The organism is Dictyobacter aurantiacus (assembly GCF_003967515.1).
GTDB classification, from domain to species: domain Bacteria; phylum Chloroflexota; class Ktedonobacteria; order Ktedonobacterales; family Ktedonobacteraceae; genus Dictyobacter; species Dictyobacter aurantiacus.
The window spans coordinates 1,078,967-1,100,028 of the sequence record NZ_BIFQ01000002.1; the positions used below are offsets into that span (position 1 = coordinate 1,078,967).

General features: G+C 51.7%; 16 protein-coding genes. 9 read left to right on the forward strand and 7 right to left on the reverse strand.

Annotated elements, in window-relative coordinates:
- The first annotated feature begins 352 nt into the window (after positions 1 to 352).
- The gene (locus KTT_RS29360; RefSeq protein ID WP_126601247.1) at positions 353 to 793 is read left to right on the forward strand and encodes a transglycosylase SLT domain-containing protein; all 441 of its coding nucleotides are present in this window, start codon (positions 353 to 355) and stop codon (positions 791 to 793) included.
- 374 nt (positions 794 to 1,167) lie between these two features.
- Here KTT_RS29360 and KTT_RS29365 read toward each other — a convergent pair whose 3' ends face one another.
- Entirely contained in the window at positions 1,168 to 2,499 is a 1,332-nt protein-coding gene (locus tag KTT_RS29365; protein WP_218031041.1) for an MFS transporter, read from the reverse strand.
- Between the two features lie 863 nt (positions 2,500 to 3,362).
- On the reverse strand, positions 3,363 to 5,252 hold the full coding sequence (locus KTT_RS29370) for a GAF domain-containing sensor histidine kinase (protein WP_126601248.1): 1,890 nt from the start codon (positions 5,250 to 5,252) through the stop codon (positions 3,363 to 3,365).
- Between the two features lie 341 nt (positions 5,253 to 5,593).
- On the opposite strand from KTT_RS29370, the gene KTT_RS29375 reads away from it, so the two are divergent.
- The 8 genes from KTT_RS29375 to KTT_RS29410 all read left to right on the forward strand — a co-directional run bounded on the left by KTT_RS29375 (position 5,594) and on the right by KTT_RS29410 (position 14,783).
- Complete coding sequence (locus tag KTT_RS29375) at positions 5,594 to 6,433, forward strand: sensor histidine kinase (protein ID WP_160146211.1); 840 nt, start codon at positions 5,594 to 5,596, stop codon at positions 6,431 to 6,433.
- A gap of 371 nt (positions 6,434 to 6,804) precedes the next feature.
- The gene (locus KTT_RS29380; RefSeq protein ID WP_126603240.1) at positions 6,805 to 8,037 is read left to right on the forward strand and encodes an L-fuconate dehydratase; all 1,233 of its coding nucleotides are present in this window, start codon (positions 6,805 to 6,807) and stop codon (positions 8,035 to 8,037) included.
- A gap of 449 nt (positions 8,038 to 8,486) precedes the next feature.
- The gene (locus KTT_RS29385) at positions 8,487 to 9,704 is read left to right on the forward strand and encodes a 6-phosphofructokinase (protein ID WP_126601250.1); all 1,218 of its coding nucleotides are present in this window, start codon (positions 8,487 to 8,489) and stop codon (positions 9,702 to 9,704) included.
- A 116-nt stretch (positions 9,705 to 9,820) separates the two neighbouring features.
- Complete coding sequence (locus KTT_RS29390) at positions 9,821 to 10,570, forward strand: YqjF family protein (protein WP_235845911.1); 750 nt, start codon at positions 9,821 to 9,823, stop codon at positions 10,568 to 10,570.
- Between the two features lie 174 nt (positions 10,571 to 10,744).
- Positions 10,745 to 12,073, forward strand: coding sequence for a phospholipase D-like domain-containing protein (locus tag KTT_RS29395; protein ID WP_126601251.1), 1,329 nt, complete (start codon positions 10,745 to 10,747; stop codon positions 12,071 to 12,073).
- A 341-nt stretch (positions 12,074 to 12,414) separates the two neighbouring features.
- Positions 12,415 to 13,395, forward strand: coding sequence for a D-alanyl-D-alanine carboxypeptidase family protein (locus tag KTT_RS29400; protein ID WP_126601252.1), 981 nt, complete (start codon positions 12,415 to 12,417; stop codon positions 13,393 to 13,395).
- 270 nt (positions 13,396 to 13,665) lie between these two features.
- Positions 13,666 to 14,214 (forward strand): DinB family protein, encoded by a 549-nt coding sequence (locus tag KTT_RS29405; RefSeq protein WP_126601253.1) that lies wholly within the window; start codon positions 13,666 to 13,668, stop codon positions 14,212 to 14,214.
- A 128-nt stretch (positions 14,215 to 14,342) separates the two neighbouring features.
- Positions 14,343 to 14,783, forward strand: a complete 441-nt coding sequence (locus tag KTT_RS29410; RefSeq protein WP_126601254.1) for a GNAT family N-acetyltransferase — start codon at positions 14,343 to 14,345, stop codon at positions 14,781 to 14,783.
- Between the two features lie 85 nt (positions 14,784 to 14,868).
- Here the strand turns inward: KTT_RS29410 and KTT_RS29415 are convergent, their stop codons facing one another.
- From KTT_RS29415 to KTT_RS29435, 5 genes are all read right to left on the reverse strand, one after another.
- The gene (locus KTT_RS29415) at positions 14,869 to 16,194 is read right to left on the reverse strand and encodes an ABC transporter substrate-binding protein (protein WP_126601255.1); all 1,326 of its coding nucleotides are present in this window, start codon (positions 16,192 to 16,194) and stop codon (positions 14,869 to 14,871) included.
- Positions 16,195 to 16,294: 100 nt separating this feature from the next.
- Positions 16,295 to 17,206: a carbohydrate ABC transporter permease gene (locus KTT_RS29420; protein WP_235845912.1), complete on the reverse strand. Its 912-nt coding sequence runs from the start codon at positions 17,204 to 17,206 to the stop codon at positions 16,295 to 16,297.
- Positions 17,207 to 17,266: 60 nt separating this feature from the next.
- The gene (locus KTT_RS29425) at positions 17,267 to 18,256 is read right to left on the reverse strand and encodes a carbohydrate ABC transporter permease (RefSeq protein WP_218031042.1); all 990 of its coding nucleotides are present in this window, start codon (positions 18,254 to 18,256) and stop codon (positions 17,267 to 17,269) included.
- A gap of 69 nt (positions 18,257 to 18,325) precedes the next feature.
- Entirely contained in the window at positions 18,326 to 19,636 is a 1,311-nt protein-coding gene (locus KTT_RS29430) for a glycoside hydrolase family 125 protein (protein ID WP_126603248.1), read from the reverse strand.
- A 209-nt stretch (positions 19,637 to 19,845) separates the two neighbouring features.
- Positions 19,846 to 20,976, reverse strand: coding sequence for a GntR family transcriptional regulator (locus tag KTT_RS29435; protein ID WP_160146212.1), 1,131 nt, complete (start codon positions 20,974 to 20,976; stop codon positions 19,846 to 19,848).
- Between the last annotated feature and the right edge of the window lie 86 nt (positions 20,977 to 21,062).

Here is a 21,062-nt window from a genome sequence, read left to right on the forward strand (position 1 = left end):
TGAGTCATACTCACAGTAGTCCGTTATCGTAGAGCACGCAGTAGTAGTAGATCATTTGCCCCCAGGATTTGACTGTAGGATGCGACGGATCTGGACCAGGGTATAGACATTCACAAAGAAATACCAGTTTCCCAATTTCGTTTTCCTGTTTAGACGACAACAGGGAATCCTTTTCCCATATGCTATAGACACAGGTTAGTCGTGTCCACGACTCCACCGGGTGGGCCACTGAAGAGGAAGCTCTGGTACATACATTATTATGTATGTATGTCCTGACAGGTTGACAGAACAGTGTACCGGACTGTAAGGAGGAGTATCTACATTGATTTCAAGCAAATACACTGGAGAAACCATGAACAATACACATAAAAACACTATGAATACAACGCCAAAAATCCGATCCTTCAAACAGCGTCTACTGGGAATCGCGCTGGCTGTGATGTTTGCCTTTACACTGGCCGGGACATTTATGGGCATGCAAGCCACGACCACGCATGCGGCGACCAATGAGACCTACCTGGCCAGCATTATTCGCGGCGTGTTTGGTCAGTATTCCGACCAGGCGATGCGTATCGCGCAATGTGAATCAACCATGAATCCAAATGCACGCAACAGTATGGCCATCGGCGGCAGCTACGCCTCCGGTCTGTTCCAGATCCTCTATCCCAGCACCTGGAACGGCACCTCACAGGCTGGCAAGTCACCGTTTGATCCACAAGCCAATGCCCGTGCTGCCTATGAGCTGTTTAAAAACGACGGTTTCCGCTGGACCCAGTGGCAGTGTAAAGCTTGATGAGGGTGTCAGACACACTTTTTTCTGGGGCGTGATAGCCTCCGTATGGGCGGCCGCATGCGCGGCCGCCCGGTTTTTTTATATGTAGGTGCGATAGGGGCGCATTCGCGCCCCTATCGCACCTACATATAATGGGTTGTTGCGCACCGCAGATCGCACCTACATATAATGGATTGTTGCGCACCGCAGATCGCACCTACATATAATGGATTGTTGCTCACTGTAGGTTGCACCTACATATAATGGATTGCTGCTCACTGTAGGTTGCACCTACATATAATGGATTGCTGCTCACTGTAGGTTGCACCTACACATAATGGATTGCTGAGTACCATAGAGCGAAAACTTAAGTATACTCCTCTTTCGTCTGTCAGTTAAGCGGGTCTGGAGGCTTGTGATTCCACTGTGTCGCCAGGGGCTACTTCAAGGCTGCGTTGTTTGGGCATTCTAACCAGTATGGTCAGTATTACCGCCAAAATCAGTGAGGCGGCCATAAAGATGAAGCCAGCGCCGGAGCCGCCTGTTATACCATTGAGCCAGCCTACGAAGAAGGCGCCAATAAATGAACCCAGCGCGCCCATGCCGTTGATCAGCGCCATCGATTCACCAGCCGCATTGCTGGGCAGAATCTCAGGCACAATGGCAAAGAATGGACCATATGGGGCGTACATGCACCCACCAGCGATGACGAGGAACAGGAAAGCCAACCAGAAATTTCCGGGGCCAGCAAAATACGATATCATGAAGGCCACGGCACCTACCAGCAAGAATGGCCAGACATACAACTTGCGTTGCAACGTGCGATCAGAAAAGTACGAAGCGACAAGCATGAGAATGGCCGCCAGCAGATAAGGCAAGGCGGAGAGTAACCCCGTCACACCAAGCTTGAGATTCGAGCCCGCTTTGATGATTGAGGGCAGCCAGAGAACAAAACCATAAACGCCAATGCTCCAGAAGAAGTACTGAAGCGCGAGCAAGATAACACGTCCGGTACGGAAAGCGGCCCAGTAGTTCTTGACCTGGCTCAATCCCTGTTGCTCATCCGCCAGAGTTTTCTCGACGCTTTCCGCCTGCGGACGTGAGAGCCAGGCGGCATCTCTGGGCCAATCATCAGCTAGCTTGAGCCAGATAAAAGCCCAGATCAGCGAAGGAACCCCTTCCAGGATAAACATCCACTGCCAGCCCAGAGCCTGAATCAGATAGCCAGAAATAACCGACATCCATAAGACCGTTACCGGATTGCCAAGGATCAGAAAGGTATTGGCACGGGAACGCTCGCGCTTGGTAAACCAGTGCGTCAGAAAGACCAGCATCGCCGGGAAAACGACGCTCTCAGCAACACCCAGGAGGAAACGGTCGATCATCAGTAACGGCACATTAGTGATAATGCCAGTAAGCGCCGCCAGGATACTCCAGGCGATCAGGGCCCAGAAGACCAGCATCCTGGCGCTCCTGCGCTGCGCGAAATTGGCACCAGGGATCTGAAAAAAGAAGTATCCTAAAAAGAAAAGCGCTCCCAGCCAGGAAGAAATGAGCGAGGTAATCCCCAGCGTCTTCTCCAACCCTCCTGCCGCTCCAAAGCTAAAGTTTGCGCGATCAAGATAGGCAAGACTATATGTAATAAATGCCAGGGGCATTAGTCGCGCCCAGCGGTTCGCTGGCAGTGCCTCGGTGTTGACCGCGACGACATTCTGTTCTTTCATCATCGATCCTTCGTATTTCTAATGCTCGCGCTCATCAATGCGCTTGCCACAACATATATGCATGTCTCTGAGACTGTGTCTTACCCTCGTCACCCTGGGGGCACGTCAGCGCCCCCGCACAGGCGTCCGCTACGCGGCCGCACTGGTTTTGTGTGTTGGTGCAAGGGGTGCGCGGATACGCACCCCTTGCACCAACACACAACGGACTCGTGAACACCGCAGGTGCGAAACCTCATCCATACCGCAAGCGATGAGCATGAGCGTAAGACAAATTTTGAGAATGTGCCTTACCCCCGTCATATAGGGGCATATCAGCACCCCCGCATGGGCGTCCGCTGCGCGGCCGCACCGGTTTTGTGTGTTGGTGCAACTGGGGCGCGGATGCGCCCCAGTTGCACCAACACACAATAGGCTGTTGAGCACCATAAGGTAGGTACGAAAACCCACGCTGGCCGCAAGCCATCATCATGAGAGTCAGATACGCTCTGGGATGAGATTGCTGTTGCATGACGATCACATCGGTGTGATGCTGTAAAAAAACATCTTTGGTGGAAAGGAATTATCTTTTATCTCTATCACTTTTCACCTTGAAAGAAGGATACCAACCAGAGGTTAGAAAGGGGTAAGAAGGTGTCTTACTCTTTTGTCTTAATAGGGGCATGTCAGCGCCCCCGCATGGGCGGCCGCTGGCGCGGCCGCGCTGTTTTTTCTGTTGGAGCAGGGTGCGCACCTGCGCACCCTGCTCCAACAGAAGATTGGTTGCTGCGCATCATAGGTGCACAGGCTACAGGCGGCACTAACCTAAATTTAGCTGACAAGTACCACAGGCCGTGCCAATCAAAGAACAAAGGGGAATCTCTGACTGGCTAGCCGATATCTGGCAGGCGGCAGGTGGTAGATTTTTCTTCACAATAAATGGGGAGGGTAATGTAGAAGGTGCATGTGGGTCGGTCGTCTTCAAACGACTCGAACCAGATCTGGCCGCGATGCAGTTCTATCAGGGCGCGACAAAGATAGAGTTCAAGTCCGGTACCGGTACAGCTGTGAGCATCACGGGCGCTACTGAAACGCTTAAACATCCCGGCTTGCTGCCCGGGAGGAATACACAGTCCATGATTTTGTATGCTCACAACCGCGACACCGACATGCGCTGCTTCAAGACCTACCGAGATGTCCAGGTCAATGGGACCGCCAGTGGGACTATACGTGATCGTATAATGAATTAAATTGGTCAGAACCTGCTCTATACGCTCGACATCAACCTCCACTAACAGTTGATCCGGCACAGTACGGATGTTGAGTTGATGCCTGGCAGCGGTTGGCTGGACACGCTGAACAACCCGGCGCACCAGAGCGAGTAAATCATGTGGCGTCGGCTGTATGTTCAGACAGCCCGCCTGTAGACGTGTAACATCCAATAAATGATTGGAAAGCTCGGCCATGCTAGCGGTCGCTTGTTCAATACCCTCAATGGCCTCCAGTTGCCCGTGAGTCAGCGTAGCCCCACGGCCGCGTTTAGACTGCCGCATCAAGGTTTGCGTGCAGCCGCGTAAGGTTGACAGGGGAGCGAGGAGCTCTCGGGCCGCAATATCAATAAACTCATCCTTCAAACGCTCGACATCGATCGATATGGTTATATCTTGATGCACAACAACGACTAAAGGTCCCCGATCTTGTAAAGAGAGAACATTGCGCATCGTAGGCCACAGCCAGCGTGGAATACCGATCAAAGAGGTGCTCACATTCATGGGCACGCAGCGACCATCGGCGTAACGTAATTTTTCCAGTCGTCGATATGTCGTTTTCCTTTGCTGTATCGCCCGCATAATAGCCAGTTGTTCCAAAGGAATGTGAACGCCATTTTCATCTAAGATCATAATCTGGCTCTGACGCAAAAACTCATCCCATGGCTGACCCGCCATCCATTGACCTTGCCATAAAGCAGAGGCCGCGCGATTCATCAACACCAGGCGCGCTTCAGGTCCATGCACCAGGTAGATGCGACCAGGCATTTCATCGATGATGAGTTGCAAAACGGACCTTTGCGCCTCTACTTCCTGCTGTACCTTCTGATTCGTGGCGCACAACTGCACACGACGGCATGAACGGATATTTTCAAGGGACGCGGCCGCTACCGTTACCAGGCCAGTCACCAGCAATTCATCACAGGCAGAGAAATGCCCTGGCTGTGAGTGTCCGAGCAGTAAAGCGCCGATAACGGCACCATCAGAATTCAGCATGGGAGCGCCAAGGAAGCTACGTATAGGAGGGTGTTCGGGAGGCAAGGGAGCCTGCGACGACTCGGCACAGCGCGGATCGCGCACATGTGGGCTAAACATATCACCACTGGCCTCACGCTCTGTCAAATACGCGCAATAAGCGGTCAGATCGGGGGCCAGAATATCATCGATGCGCACCGGGAACCCATGCTTAAAAATAGGGCGTAACAGACCAATGCTCCCTAGAGGGACGGAGTGGGCGAAGGCGCGCTGCTCATCACTAATACCCACCACACTGACGATATGGAAAAAGCTCTCATCCTCTGAATCAACCGGTTTCCCGTCCACATCGACGGCGCACAAAGAGCAGGCCGCCATCTCCGCCGTTGCCACCGCGCAACAGGTACTGGTTATATGTTCAATTAATCGTCCTTCATCGGTTTCGCGCATCAACGCCATGCCTGTGCGGGCGAAGGCAGCCCCACGCCTGGATGTATCCACATTCCAATCAGAATTATTGGTCGCCGTTGAAACCATAAAAACTCACCTCGTATAGCGCAGCCACAGTACCGCTTCCCACCTTAAACCCATCAATATATTACTTATAATATATATGTAACACTATAAATCATTACTAGAGCAAGCTTAAGTATATACATTTACCAATATTCAACCGCTACATTTTCTGTGATGCCATTGTGATAGTGTAATACGCTCTGTGCTCTCTTTGTGAGTACTGAAATCTATACTAGCCCATATCGGCAAATAGAATTTTCGCAACCCATAAAGATTTCATTGTTACTGCTCCACCAATGATCAACTTTGAGAACTACAACAAGCAAAAAAGCATCACGAGAAGGAGGAGGTGGATGAGAGATATGATAGAAGAAAAAAACCGGTCCGCCATAGATCTGCTCACGACCCTGAGCCATGAATTAAGGACCCCTCTCACAGCGATCAAAGGCTATACATCGACCCTGGTGCGGCATGAACAACGCCTGAGAAAGTGGGAACGCCTGGAATTTCTGCAGGCCATCCAGCAGGCCAGTGAACAGTTGGAGGTGCTGATAAATCAGATCATCGAAGTCCAACAGCTTGAGGCGGAGCCTATTATCCTGGAACAGAGGCAGGTGAATCTCTGCCAGCTTATCAAAGAAGTGGTGGCAGATGTCCGCGACACAGCTCAGCACTCGCTGCGCTTTCAGCACAGCCATCCCACAGATCCCCATCCCGTCTTTCAGTTCGAGATTACCGGCTGCACCGAAGGGCAGGAAACCCCACACCAGTTCATCTATGCGGACCGCGAACGCCTGAGGGAAGTGCTCAAGAATATCTTAGAAAATGCCCTGCTCTATTCGCCACACGGAGGAACCATCGAGGTGGGAGTCCGCACGATAAGCATGGATCAAATACTGCCAACCATGCCGCCCACCAATGCCCGAGACCAGGTTCAGGCACACGGCACCGCAACCGCTTATAATCAACGTATGGTCGAGATATGGGTTCGCGATCACGGCATAGGCATTGAGCCGCAACACCTGAACGAAATCTTTGAGGTATTCCACCGTGTCGATACGCGCCTGACTCGTGAAGTGAGAGGATTAGGACTTGGATTAGCTATCAGCAAGCGCATCATAGAGCTCCACAATGGCACCATCTGGGCCGAAAGCGAACCGGGTAAGGGCAGCGTCTTCCACATTCTGCTCGCCGCCGCCTGAGCACGTCAAAGATAATCTGTGATGTAAAATAAGACATACTTATTATATGCCCATAAAATTGATCCAACTATGCACATCTGGAGCCACCTTAACTGTAACTCTCCAATTTAGCTTGTCAGCAAGCATATCCATATGGTAGTATGTGAAAAGAAACGTGCATTAAGCGTGGCTCATGCAAGCTCTACCGATATAGCATGTGGGGAATACAGCGCACATAACTATTTATCAATCCATAACCATGCTAAAAATGAGTCATACTTATTTTAGTGAAGGGAATAAAGCCCGTGACCACCACCCCGATCACCATTACCCACTTCAAGACACATGATATTCGCTTCCCCACCTCGCTGGCGCTCGACGGATCGGATGCCATGAACAAAAACCCGGACTATTCGGCCGCCTACGTGATTCTCTATACCGACCAGCCAGGTCTGGAAGGTCACGGACTGACCTTCACCATCGGTCGGGGCAACGAGATCTGTGTAACCGCCATTGAGGCGCTGGCGCCCATGCTGGTTGGACTGACACTGGAATCCTTGACCACCGATATGGCCGCCTGCTGGCGCCTGCTGACCGGAGATAGCCAGTTGCGCTGGATCGGTCCGGAAAAGGGCGCCATCCACCTGGCAACGGCGGCCGTGATTAACGCGGTCTGGGACCTCTATGCGAAGACGGAAGGGAAGCCATTGTGGAAGTTGCTGGTGGATATGACACCGGAACAATTGGTTGCCTGCATCGATTTCCGCTATCTCACCGATGCTCTGACCCCCGATGAAGCACTACACATCCTACAAGAGCGGGCACTGAGCAAAACTGAACGCGAGCAAGAGATGCAGCTGATAGGATATCCGGCCTATACCACCTCGGCCGGCTGGCTCGGCTATAGCGATGAGAAGATCGAGGCGCTCTGCCGCGAGGCGAGCGAGCAGGGATGGACGCATTTTAAGCTCAAGGTCGGCTCCAGCCTGACCGACGATGTGCGGCGCGCCCGCATCATGCGCGGCATCATCGGTCCAGACCGCAGGTTGATGATGGATGCCAACCAGTATTGGGATGTTCCAGAGGCGATCGCCTATATGCGACAACTGGCGCCGTTCGATCCCTGGTGGATCGAAGAACCAACCAGTCCCGACGACATCCTGGGGCACGCCGCGATCGCCCGCGCCATCGCGCCTATAAAGGTAGCCACCGGCGAACACGTCCAGAATCGCATCATCTTCAAACAGCTATTGCAGGCAAAGGCAATCGACTTCTGTCAGATCGACGCCTGCCGACTGGGTGGCGTCAACGAAGTGCTGGCCGTGCTGCTGCTGGCGGCGAAATTCGGCATCCCAGTCTGCCCCCATGCTGGCGGCGTCGGGCTGTGTGAATATGTCCAGCATCTCTCACTACTCGACTATATCTGCATCAGTGGCAACCTGGAGAACCGCATCCTGGAATACGTCGATCACCTGCACGAACACTTCGAGCACCCGGTTGTTATTCACAACGGACACTACATGCCCCCTACCGCCCCCGGCTATAGCATCACCATGCATCCCTCCTCACTTCACGAGTACGCTTATCCTGAAGGTCCCGCCTGGCAGGCATTGCAACACAAATAGTCCGCTCAACGTGCATATTTTTGTTTATGGGTTGGCGCAGTACAACGGGTAGCTGCCTTCGCAGCTACCCGTTGTACTGCGCCAACCCATAAACAACCAATGAACTTTTGGTATGCCGGGTACCATAAAAAGCAGGGGAGCGATTGATACTGTATACCTGCAAGGGACCGATACAACAGTCATAGAAGAAATGCAAGGACAAAAAAATTTCGGACCGCTATTAAATGTGTGAATACCACACATAGAAGCGGCAATGAATCGTGATATAGTTCTATGCCGATAGCAGGTTTCTGATCGACACGAGTGATATAATTTTCTCTATACATCTTTGTGGTGAGGAAACGCTTCTCACCATCAAGAGTGGACGGAAAACGCCCCCGGACCGCCATCACAAGCGGTCGGGGGGCGTAAGTAATAGAGAGTAAGTCTCAGTTGAAAAGAGGTTTTCCATGCCAGGACATGTATCAAGCCCCATTCGCTCGCTCGGCGTGCTAACCGGTGGCGGCGACGTGCCAGGGCTCAACGTTGCAATTAAAGCATTAGTGTACCGCGCAGAGACAATGGGTATTCGCGTTATGGGCTTACGCGCCGGTTGGGAAGGGATCACCTTCCTGGATCGGTCACAGGGACAGGAGGCTCTGATCTTCCAGGAGGAGGATCCCCGCACCTGGAAGGATGGCTATCTGATGCCCCTGACACGCCTGAACACCCGCAGCATCGACCGTCAGGGCGGCACGATACTACAGTCTTCACGTACCAATCCTGCCAATATGCGTGTGAGCGAGCTACCTCCCCATCTGAAATCTTATGGAGAAGGACACCAACCCGAAGAGCGTGTCGACCTGACGAAAGAGGTTATCGCCAACCTGGAGTTTCTGGGCCTTGACGGCCTGGTGGCGATTGGCGGTGATGACACGCTGAGTTACGGCTCCAAGCTAGCAGCCGCCGGCATTCCCGTCTGGGCCATCCCCAAAACAATGGATAATGACGTACCCGGCACCGATTACTGCATCGGCTTCCAGACAGCCATCAGCCGCGCCGGAGAGTTCATCAACCGTATCCGCTCAACCGCGGGCTCCCATCGTCAGACCGTGCTGTTCCGTATGTTCGGACGAGATGCGGGCTTTACCGCGCTCGAAACGGCGGCCGTGACCTGGGCCGATCGCCTGATTATCCCGGAAGTTCCCATTAACATTGATCGCCTGGCTGACCTGGTGATGAAGGACCGACAGAATCCCGAAGGGTATTCATTCGTCGTCATGTCCGAAGGTGCCAACATGGGTGTTCCGGTACCCACCGTCGGTGAGGCCGACGCCTATGGTCACAAGAAAAAAGCCAATGTGGCGGAGTTCCTGGCGGACCAGCTAACCGAGCGTATCTCCGGGGTACGCTTCTTGCCGATCGATCTGACCTATTTCTTGAGAAGTGGCGAGCCAGAAGTGTATGATAAAGATATCGCGATCCACTTTGCCAACTTGGTCATGAGTAAGGTTAGCGAAGGGATGCATAATGTGATGGCCGCGCATCGTAACGGAGAATACATCGTCACAGATATTCCCGGCAAGGATATTCCGGCCCGTCGTGTCGACCCGGCCGACTATCACGAGGAGCGCTATCGTCCACGCTTTGAGCGTATCAGTGGTCCTTATCAGCCACAGATTCGCTAAACACAACACAAACAGGGGGGATGGAGCGAGGAGAGTCATGTTCACGGCATGCCCGCCTCGCGTCCAGCCACAAGAGGGATTTCCGGGTATCCCCTGACCAATGAGAGGAATGACACGTGCGCACGGAAGAGATTCTCCATACGACTCAGCATCGCAACTATCCATTGCCAGCGGGACCCTGGATCATGAAGCAGAGCTGGCATGAACTGCTCTTCGCGCACTGGCCAATCGCCCCCGCCAGTCTGCAGGCCTTAATGCCACCAGCCTTTAAGGTCGATACCTTCGAGGGTGAGGCCTGGGTAGGGATCGTCCCTTTCCGCATGAGCGATGTCCGGCCACGGGGACTTTTCGCGGTGCCCGCGCTCTCAGCGTTTCCAGAACTAAATGTGCGCACCTATGTATCACTGGATGGACGGCCCGGCGTCTACTTTTTTAGCCTGGAGGCGGGCAATCCTATCGCCGTGGCCCTGGCGCGCTCGATCTTCCATCTGCCATACTACAATGCCTTGATGCGAACACAGCGCATCGATAATACTATCAACTACCGTAGTCAACGTACCCATAGGGGAGCTCCATCCGCTGACTTTATCGGACGCTACCGACCGACCGGAGAGGTCAACTATGCGCAGCGGCACTCGATCGAATCCTGGCTCACCGATCGCTATTGTCTCTACACCAATCTAGGCTCTCACCTCTACCGAGCCGATATCCACCATCTTCCCTGGCCGCTTCAGCCAGCCGAAATGGAAACCACCCGCGACACCATGGCCGCCTCGCACAATATTCATCTACCCGACACGGATCCCTTGCTTTACTACTCCCAACACCTCGACGTATTGATCTGGCCCATTCAACGTATCCAATAATGGAGCTGGTCATGCGGCTCGCTAATCGTTAGAGAAAGTGTGGGCGGTTTATGTTACCCTATTCTTCCCCCTCCCATCCCTTATTTTTGCGTCCGAGCTGCTGTTCCATGCTATAATAGCAACTAATGATCTTATATTATTGTCGCGATACATCCATAATAGATTGAAGCATTAATGAAAATTCAAAAAATCGGGGTGAAGATGCAAAGGCGCAGGCGCAGCATCCCAACAAAAAAAATACAGCTCAATATATCTGTGTGGGAGCGCTGGTGGCAAAACTTCTCACTGACCAGACTGATTCGCAACATCATAATTGCTATCTTCTCGGCCCAGGTTCTAACGGCAGGAATTTTGCTCACGATCTCGGCCATCCGCGACCGCAAAAAACATCTGCATAAGTTTCCCACCATAGAGCTCAAAGAGGTGCAGGTGGGCGCTAACCGCCTCCAATTGTACAGTAATGGGAAAGATCTCTATAACGCGATGTTAGAGGCCATTGACCAGGCCGAAAAAAGCATCTACATCGAATCGTATATCTGGAAAGACGATCAAGCTGGCTGGGACTTCAAGACGCACCTGGCCCGCAAAGCGGCCGAAGGCGTCGAGGTCTATGTTATTTTTGATATGATCGGGAACCTGGTGGTGCCACGTCAGTTTAAGAAATCTTTTGATCCTGCCATCCATTTGATAGAGTACCAGGCCCTTGGTTCGTATCAGCACGTTATTGATCCGCGTCACTATGCATTGGATCACCGCAAATTGCTGATCGTAGATGGCAAGACAGGTTTTATCGGTGGCTACAACATCGGCAGCCTGTATGCCGATTCCTGGCGCGACACCCACCTGCGCATCCAGGGGCCAGCCACAACCGAGCTTGCCCACTCCTTTGTTGATTTCTGGAACCGCTTTGGTCCCAGGCATCATCCCATCCAGCATCGCTACCAGCGCAGATTTGATCCCCTGATCAATCTGCATGGCAACGATGCCCTGCGCCTGACCTTCCCCATTCGAGATATGTATATCGAAGCCATTAATCGCGCCGAACACTCGATCTATCTCTCCAACGCCTATTTTGTACCCGATGGATCGCTGCTGGACTCATTAAAGGCGGCCGCCCAGCGTGGCGTCGATGTGCGCATCCTCGTTCCCTGGAAATCTAACCACGTGGTCGCCGACTGGATCTCGCATAGCTATTTCAGCGAGTGTTTAGACGCGGGCATCCACATTCTGGGCTATCGTCACACGATGCTGCACGCAAAAACCTGCACCATTGATGGCCAGTGGTCCACCGTTGGAACCGCCAACCTGGATCGTCTGAGCTCCATCGGCAACTACGAGATTAACCTGGAGATCTATAGTTCAGATTTCGCGCAGCAAATGGAGCGTCTGTTCGCCTGCGATACAGAAGATGTGATCGAGCTTCGCGCTGAAGACTGGCATCATCGGCCCTGGTATACAAAGCTTAGTGAGCATATTCTAGCCCCTCTACGCTTTATGATGTAATATCGACAAACAAATTTATGCTCGTTATAGAGTATATATAAGTATCTATAAAACCGGGCTTTCGCACCTGCGGTGCCCCGCAGCCTTATTTCGTACCTGTAGCGCTCTACAGCCTTATTTCGTACCTGTGACGCTCTACAGCCTTATTTCGCACCTTCGGTGCCCCACAGTCATATGAGAGTTGGTGCGAAGGGGCGCGAATGCGCCCCTTCGCACCAACTCTCACAACTAGCGCGGGCGCGCAGCGGCCGCCCGTACGGGGGCGCTCATGTGCCCTACAAGACAAGAGTCAAATCACGCTTATAAACAAAATGGCTAGAATACGAGGTTAATATTTTCAGATGAAACGAGCCGTCGTTGCAACAGTCTTAATTATGCTCGCCCTGGAACTCCTTCTGACTATCCCGCTGATGCTTCTTACTCCCATCGGCCCTACCATACTGGGCAGCCTTAATCCCACCCCTACACCTACCCCACAACCGGTTTTAAGCGCCAGCGGGCAGACGCCCCCCACGCTTAAATCCCCCGTCTCCTATTTACTGGATGCCGACACCAACGACGTCCTGGACAACGTCCGTGGCAATGAACGCCTGCCCGTAGCCAGCACGACCAAGATCATGACCGCGGTCATCGCGCTGGAGAAAAGCCAGCCGGACCAGATTGTTACCGTCAAAGATGATGCGGTCAAAGAGGTAAAGGACAACTTTGGCAGTACCGCCGACCTCAAAGCAGGCGACAAGGTACGCATGATCGATCTCCTTTATGGCCTGCTGCTTCCCTCCGGAGATGACGCGGCCATCGCCATCGCCGACACTATCAGCGGCTCACCCGCCAACTTTGTCAAGGTCATGAACGCCTATGCCCACAAGCTACACCTGAACAACACCCACTACATCAATCCAGACGGACTGACATACTACACCGGGGCCGATAAAAAGCCCGATCCCAACGAATACAGTACCGCGGCCGACCTGGCCCAACTCACCCGCTACGCCCTGCGCAATCCCATATTCGCCCAGATCGTACAGATCCAGCACTACCATTTACCGGCTACCGCCGACCATGGGGCCTACAACTGGGACACCACTGATGACTTGTTGCAAGCCTATCCAGGCACCATCGGCGTCAAAACGGGATTCACCCTTGAGGCCGGCTCCTGCCTGGTATTTGCCGCCAAGAATGCCAAGCATACCCTGATCGGCGTACTCTTACAGGGAAAAGACAAAAACGATCGCTTTACAGATGCGCCTCAACTGCTTGACTGGGGCTTCAACCTGCCACTCAAGGCGCCAACACCAACACCAACACCCATCCATAAATAAGTTGTATGTAGTGGTGTAGGGGCACCGATGCGTCCCTACACCACTACATAACAGATACAGGTACAGAGACCATTTTTGTGGTGGTGCATCAGAGGCGCGAATGCGCCTCTGATGCACCACCACAAAACCAGAATATGGGGACGCCTGCGTTCCCCACGCTCCGGGGCATTTGGCAATGCGATGCTTTTTGTGCATATATAAGAGAGGTAGTGTTAATCCGGATAAAATCTATTCATTAACATTACAACATTTAATAATGGAGCTTTGTATATGTTACAGATTGATTTTGCAGCTTTACGCGCAGGGACAGCCTCGTACACTGATCTCACCAGTGCCATCAGCCACACCGAGCTACGTACAGAAACCAGTGAACTATTTAACAACATCCAGGCCATTATCGCGCAGGCGACGGACGCGGCCGTCACATTGGTACCGGAGGATCCTCAGGCCGGTGAAGGTGAGCACGGCTGGACCCTGGGACATGTAATCGCCCACCTGACAGCCTCGCTAGAGGAGCAAGCAACTACCTCCGCCTTGCTCGCACGCGGCTTCACGATTGAACAACGCTTCCACACTGAAACACCCTGGGAAAGCATCACCACGGTTGAGCAGCTACAGGCGCGTCTGCGCGAATGCACCCGCATCTGCAACGCCTATCTGGACGCGTGGCCCGACAATCCCGATCTCAGCACAACAGTTACACGCGTACCATTTATCGGCCCCATGAATGCCATTGGCTGCTACACGCTTGGGATTCTGCATGGTCAGATGCACTACGACCAGCTCAAAGAAATTATGCGTCAGGCCAGGGAAGCCTGAAATCCTACCCATAGGCATCGTTATTGCTTGATGCGCTATCATAAACGCATCAAGCAATAACCACAATCAGCCTTTGCCAGATTCGCATCCACACTGTCTGAATAGATACATGAAAAGGCGCCTATAGTATGAAGGTTGAAATCAATCTTGCGGCACGCGAGGAAAAATTTATCGTCCGAAACCTGCTAGAGCTCTGTCAGTACGATTACACTGAATTCACCTCCAGGAATATTGGCGACCACGGTCTCTTCGACTATCCCTATTTAGATCACTACTGGACCGAAGAGAAACGCTTTCCGTTTTTGATCCGCGTGGAGCAGAAGCTTGCTGGTTTCGTACTGGTACAAAAGCTAGATGAGGAACCCGCTACCTATAGCATGGTTGAATTCTTTATACTGCGCAAATATCGTCAACAAGGATTAGGGCAGGTAGTTGCGCACCATATCTTTGACATGTTTCCGGGCCGCTGGCGCGTACGGCAGGATGTTGAAAACGAGGCCGCGCAGGCCTTCTGGCGCAAAGTAGTCAGGCGCTACACCGATAATCGCTATCGCGAAAGCCGAGATTAACAGTAAAATTTCTGGCAACTCCTCACATGTCCCTATACAGAAAAAGGGAGCTATGTGCAATGCACATAGCTCCCCCTATCAAACTTTACTGTCCGTTATTTTGGATAATCTCGTTGAGCTGTTTAGCCATGTTGTCCAGGGTAGGCTGAACCGGCTTTTTACCGCTAAGGATATCGTTCCAGTTGGCGGTAATGACATCATTGGCTTTAGTAGCCCAGGGAGAAATGAAGCGCACCGGCACTTTATTCGGTGTGTTCAGGCTGGCGTTGACCGAGTCGCTCACGCTCTGATAGCCCTTCGCATTCAACGTACTAAAGTATTGCTGCGAAGCGGGCAGGTAAGCTGCGGGAGCCACCGGAGCGCTGGGCAGGATATCGTTCCAGGCTGTACCATCCAGATAGGTCATAACTTTCCAGACAGCATCCGGATTTTGAATGTAGGTCGGTGAGCAGATGCCAACGGCATCATAGGTCTGGGACTGTGTTTTGACGATCGGCTGAGGTACAAAGCCAATTTTGAACTTAGGATTGGCCTGCAAGAAGCTGGCGGCGAACCACTGACCGCCCCAGAACATCGGCACTTTACCAGCCAGGAAGGCGGCCGAAGGATCGCTACTCTGATAGTCTGGCGGGGTAACATAGCCATTCTTAACGGCGTCAACAAACTTCTGCGTGCCCTCCACAAACTGGGGACTGATCGTCACTTTTGTGGGTGAGATGATGCGATCGACAAATGGCGCGCCACCGGCTGAAACCGCGTAATTGCTCATACCAAACGGATCGGCATAAGGACCGCTCAGGGCACCATACTGTGTCACCTTGCCGCCACTCTTCACAGTCAACGCCTGGGCCGCCTTAAAGAAATCGTCATAGGTCCAGTTCGTGGTTGGCAGAGATACTTTAGCGGCGTTAAAGAGGTCAGCATTGTAAAAATAGCCGTAGGTGTTAAGCAAGGTAGGCAGGCCATAGAGCTTGCTACCATCCGTTGAATACCAGGCCTTGAGGGCGGAGGGGGCAAAGTTCTTCTGATCAAAGTTGCCGCTAGACTGGTTGATATACTTGGACCAGTCAAAGAGTACCCCTTTGCTACCCAGATCCTGCTCGGTATCGTTGCCACACCAGAAGAAATCGGGCAGTTTCTTGGCCATCGTTAACGATGTAATCTTCTGACTAAAATCGCTATTAGGAGATGGGATATGCTGGATGGTAATGTTCTTGTCGGAAAACTTCTTCAATGCGGCATCAATGGCGGCATTGGTCGTATTGTTTTCCCACGTCATAAAGCTGACGGTCGCTTTACCGCCATTACTACTACTACTACCGGGTCCACTACTGGAGCCGCCGCAGGCGGCCAGCAACATAGATAAAATGACGGTGATCAGTAAGACGGTCTTTGTCCTTGTGAATTTCATAGCTACAACCTCTCCTCAAAAATGAGATCGACAAATGAAACAGGTCGCGAACTGGTCAACTTTAACCAGCGATAATAAGCGAAAACGGGATACAGCTTCTCTACTTTTGCGTCATTGAACTACCCAGTGAGCCAAGCCCCTGCATGAAATATTTCTGAGCCAGGAAAAACAGGATCAGTGGTGGGAGCATGTAGAACACATTGGCAGCCATAAAGTAGTTGTATTGCGTGGTCGCGACACCCGCAAACTGGCCCGCAAAAGAAGCCATACCCAGGGAAAGGGTAAATTTGTCATCCGAGATCAGATAGACCAGCGGAGAAAGGTAGTCGTTCCAGGAAGCCTGGAAAGACATGATCGCCATCGTAATCCAGATCGGGCGCGTCAGAGGGACCATAATCTTCCAGAAGATGGTCCAGTGATTGGCGCCATCCAGCTTGGCCGCCTCATCATACGAATACGGAATGGAGAGCGCGTATTGATAGAACAGGAAGATAAAAAAGGGATTCGCCAGCCAGGCAGGCAAAATTAAAGGAAACCAGGTATCGTAAAAGTTCAGATTAATGGCCAGGCGCACAATCGGGATCAGGCCGATCAGCGGCGGCACAAAGATGCTACTGATAAACACATAGAACCAGACGCGGCGACCAGGGAAATGGATGCGCGAAAGGCCATACCCCACCAGCATCGAAGTAATGACGCTACCAACGGTACAGGCAATAGCGATAATGGCCGAGTTCATAAACAGCAGTGGAAAATGAATCTCTGCCGGTCCCAGAATAAAGTTCTCAAAGTGAAACTCGTTGGGAATCAACCGGGGCGGCAGCTCATGGATAGCGCTATTGCTTTTGAGTGCGATCGTGATCATCCACAACAAGGGGAAGATCATCGAGATCGAGAGCAGGATACAGAGCGCGTACCAGGCGAGCTTGCCAATCAAATAACGGGCTCTACGCTGTTCCGCCGACGGCATTGTGTTCCGTTTCTTCACCGGCGCATGAGCAACAGTACTCATATCTTATCGATTCCTTTCCAGGGATAAAACCATGTGATGCAACAATCATCCCGCCGGCAATCAGTCGGCGTTCTCCGCGTATACCCACATCGACGAGGTACGGAACGTCAGGGCAGTGATGGCCAGAATGATAATGAAGAGGATCCACACCTCTGCCGTCGCATATCCAAGCTGAGGAAAGGCGCCATTAAAGCCATCATTATAGATCTTGAACATAAAGAGGTTAGTCGCAAAGTGCGGACCACCGCCGGTCAGTACTTTGGCCTGGTTGAAGGCCTGGAAAGCTGTCGTCAATTGCAGCACCAGTTGCAGAAAAAGGATGGGAGAGATCATCGGCAAGGTAATACGGAAAAATAGGTTGAACGCCCCCGCCCCATCCATTTTGGCCGCTTCATACACCTCCTGAGGCACTGCCTGCAGACCGGCCAGAAAAATGATCATGGTCGATCCTACACCCCAGAGTCCAATCAATACGATGGACGGCATCGCCATCTGCTCACTACCCAGCCACATACTGGTCGGCAGGTGAAAGAAGCTCAACGCCTGGTTCGCCAGGCCAAACAGTGGATCGTACAAATACTTCCATAGCGTCAGTACCGCGATACTTGGCAAGACGACAGGTAGATACATAATGGTGCGGAAGATCCGGACACCTGGCAGTGATCGATTAAGCAAGACCGCCAGCAACAGGCCAAGCACCAGGGTCGAAGGCACACTCAAAATACCAAAGTAGGCCGTAGCGCGCAACGAAGGCCAGAAGGCCGGATCTTTACTAAACATATACTGGAAGTTCTTCAATCCGATCCAGGTAGGGTTGTTCAGCCCATTCCAGTCCGTGAACGCATAGTAGGCGGAAAAGATCAGTGGATACGCGATAAAGAGGCAAAAACCGATAATCGAGGGCATAATAAAGAGATAGCCTGCAATCACATCTCCAGGGCGCCATCTATGCCGGGGCGCACGACCAGTTTTAGGGGCATAGGTACCAACCTTATTGGAAGCGCCTGTGCCGCGCATTCCCGTACCTACTCCTTGCACCTGTGTCTTCATTGAACACCTTCTCTCATACTTGTAGCGTCGTCAATGCGACCACCGGGAAATACATCCATAAGTATCTAGCTAGCTTGGGGAAGTATTCCTCGTTATCCAGTGGTAGATAAACTCTCCAAACAAACTATTGGCCCAGGCAAACCATGAGCGAGTATAGCGCTCCGGCTCGTCGGGATGAAAACTTTCATGCATATATCCGGTACCGGCCGTCGTGTCCACCAGCATCTGTACCAGTTCCAGCACTTCTCGCTCATCCGTCGCGGTAAGTCCCTGCATGGAAAGCGCGATTGGCCAGATATAGCCGTGCGGAGTATGAGGGCTTCCAATGCCGCGCGCCCGCGTGCCGCTAAAATAGTAAGGATTGGCCGCACTCAAAATAAAGCGGCGTGTATTGAGATAGATGGGATCATCCGCGGCACAGTAACCCAGATACGGCAGAGAAAGCAAGCTTGGCACGTTGGCATCGTCCATCAAGTTATAGTTGCCATAGCCATCGGTCTCATAAGCGTAAATGGAGCCATATACAGGATGTTGCACGATGGCGTACGTCTGAATACCGAAGTTGATCTCTTCACGCAAACGCAGCGCCCGCAACGCCAGCTCTTCATCCTGATAAATAGAGCGCGCATATTCGGCTACGTACCGCAGCACAACTACCGCGAACATATTAGCGGGCACCAGATAACCAAACTTACAGGCATCGTCACTGGGTCGGAAACCTGACCAGACCATGCCGGTAAAGTTACAGCGTGTTCCTCGTCCCTGGAAAGGCAAGGTATCAGAAGCAACGCCATTGTCACGCTCAAAATAATAAGGCGATTGAAGGTCATGCTGTTGTTCTGTACACATGACGTCTATAACACATTGCAACATCTGGTGGATCGTCTCGTCGAAGATGGTAGTATCGCGGGTACGAACAACATATTCGTGCAAGAGATAGAGAGGGTAGCACAGAGAATCGAGCTCGTACTTACGCTCCCACAGCAACGGCGTCATCTCAGTGTGGTCGTGTGAAAACCCAGATCTACCAGGCTCACGATTAAACGCGTTGGCATAAGGATCATGCAAAATATAGCGCACCTGGCGCTGCAACAAACCGCGCACAAGACGCTGCACATCCTTGTCGTCAGCCGCGACCGTCAGGTATGGCTTAACTTGAGCGGTAGAATCACGCAACCACATGGCGGGAATATCCCCCGTCACGACAAAAGTTGTACCATCCTCTAAAAGCTCTACCGTAGTCTCCAGAGTATTTAACATACAACGACTAAAAATAGCTTTCAGATCAGGCAACCCCTGCCGTTGGAAGAATTCGCTACTGTCCTGTAAACGCTGCTGCAAGAGAGTATATCGTTCTAAAACAGGTTGGTATGACAACATCTTCACCAAATTTCAATTCACTTCATCGGATGAAAACATGGCTTAGCACATCAGAATATGCACTGTTATCCATGCAACGCCAGATAGTTATGGCTGGCACCGATGAGAAGCTGATGCTTTTCTTAATGAGAATATAACATCCCAACAATTAGTATGTCAATATATCAATAAGCAAAAAGCATATCAACTTTGGTAAAGAAAGAAAGATCTCAATCAGCTCGTATCAGGGTATAAGGAATGACCGAAACCAGAGGCTCACGCTGGCCCTCAATTTGTCCGCGAAGCACTTCGATAGCCTGCCTGCCCATGGCTATCTCATCTTGCTGGATATGGGTAAAAAGGGGGGAAACAAATAGCTGTTCTGGATAATCAAAACAAACAATCGTAGGTTGAGGTACCTTCGGCCGATCCATGGTTAACAGGGTATGCCGTAACAGCATCGCCTGGCTATATTCGCAAGTAAAAAATGCCGTAATCTCTGGATTCTCTTGAATAAACCGTGTCAGTTCCTGCTGATCGGTAAAAGCGTTCTCGCGCCGATACACCGCGGGTAACGTACTGACCAAACGGGTAAACCAATAATTTGAGTTTAATGAGACCCCATGATCGGTTAAGGCGGCGGAAAAGCCCTGGAGGCGCTCATCAATACTGGACGTATTTTCCAGTGGTGGTGAGACAAAAGCAATATGCTGATGACCCTGCTCAAGCAAGTAGACTGTAAGGTCATAGGCAGCCTTACGATTATCAGTATAGACCGCGTGAGCGGCTACCCCTTTGAGATAGCGATCCACCAACACAACAGGAAAATTATCTACCACGAGTTTGAGAATTTTGGGATTATAGTAGTCACCATGCACAGGGAAAATTATCAGACCATCCACGCCCAATTGGAGAAATGCCTCGATGGCCGCTTCCTCTTCTTCACGCTTGCCATATGTACGCTTCAACAACATATACATTTTATGTTGAGAACAACTCTCCTCAATAGATTGCAAGAGGCGCAATCCATAAGAATCAGCTACATCTTCAATAATTACACCGATCAAGGCATAGTCATGGCGTGCATGCTCATTTGACGCAGATAAAACTTCAGAGGAATGAGGGTGAGCAATTTCCTGAAGGTCGGGCAACGTTTGCACAACAAATGTCCCCTTACCGCGGATACGCTCAACCAGCTGTGCCTGCATCAAATTTTCTAACGCCTTCTTAGAGGTAATGCGGCTGACGTTAAACTGCTCCGCCAGTTCCTTCTCAGAAGGAACGCGATCCCCTCCTCGTAATCTTCCGCTCTTAATCTCACTTAACAAATGTTGATATACTTGCTCATAAAGCGGCAACATGGTATCCGGTCTCCTCATCGTCATCAGGTTGATATATTAATTATATCAACTATAATCGAAAAGGGAATAGCTTTTCAGCCCAATTT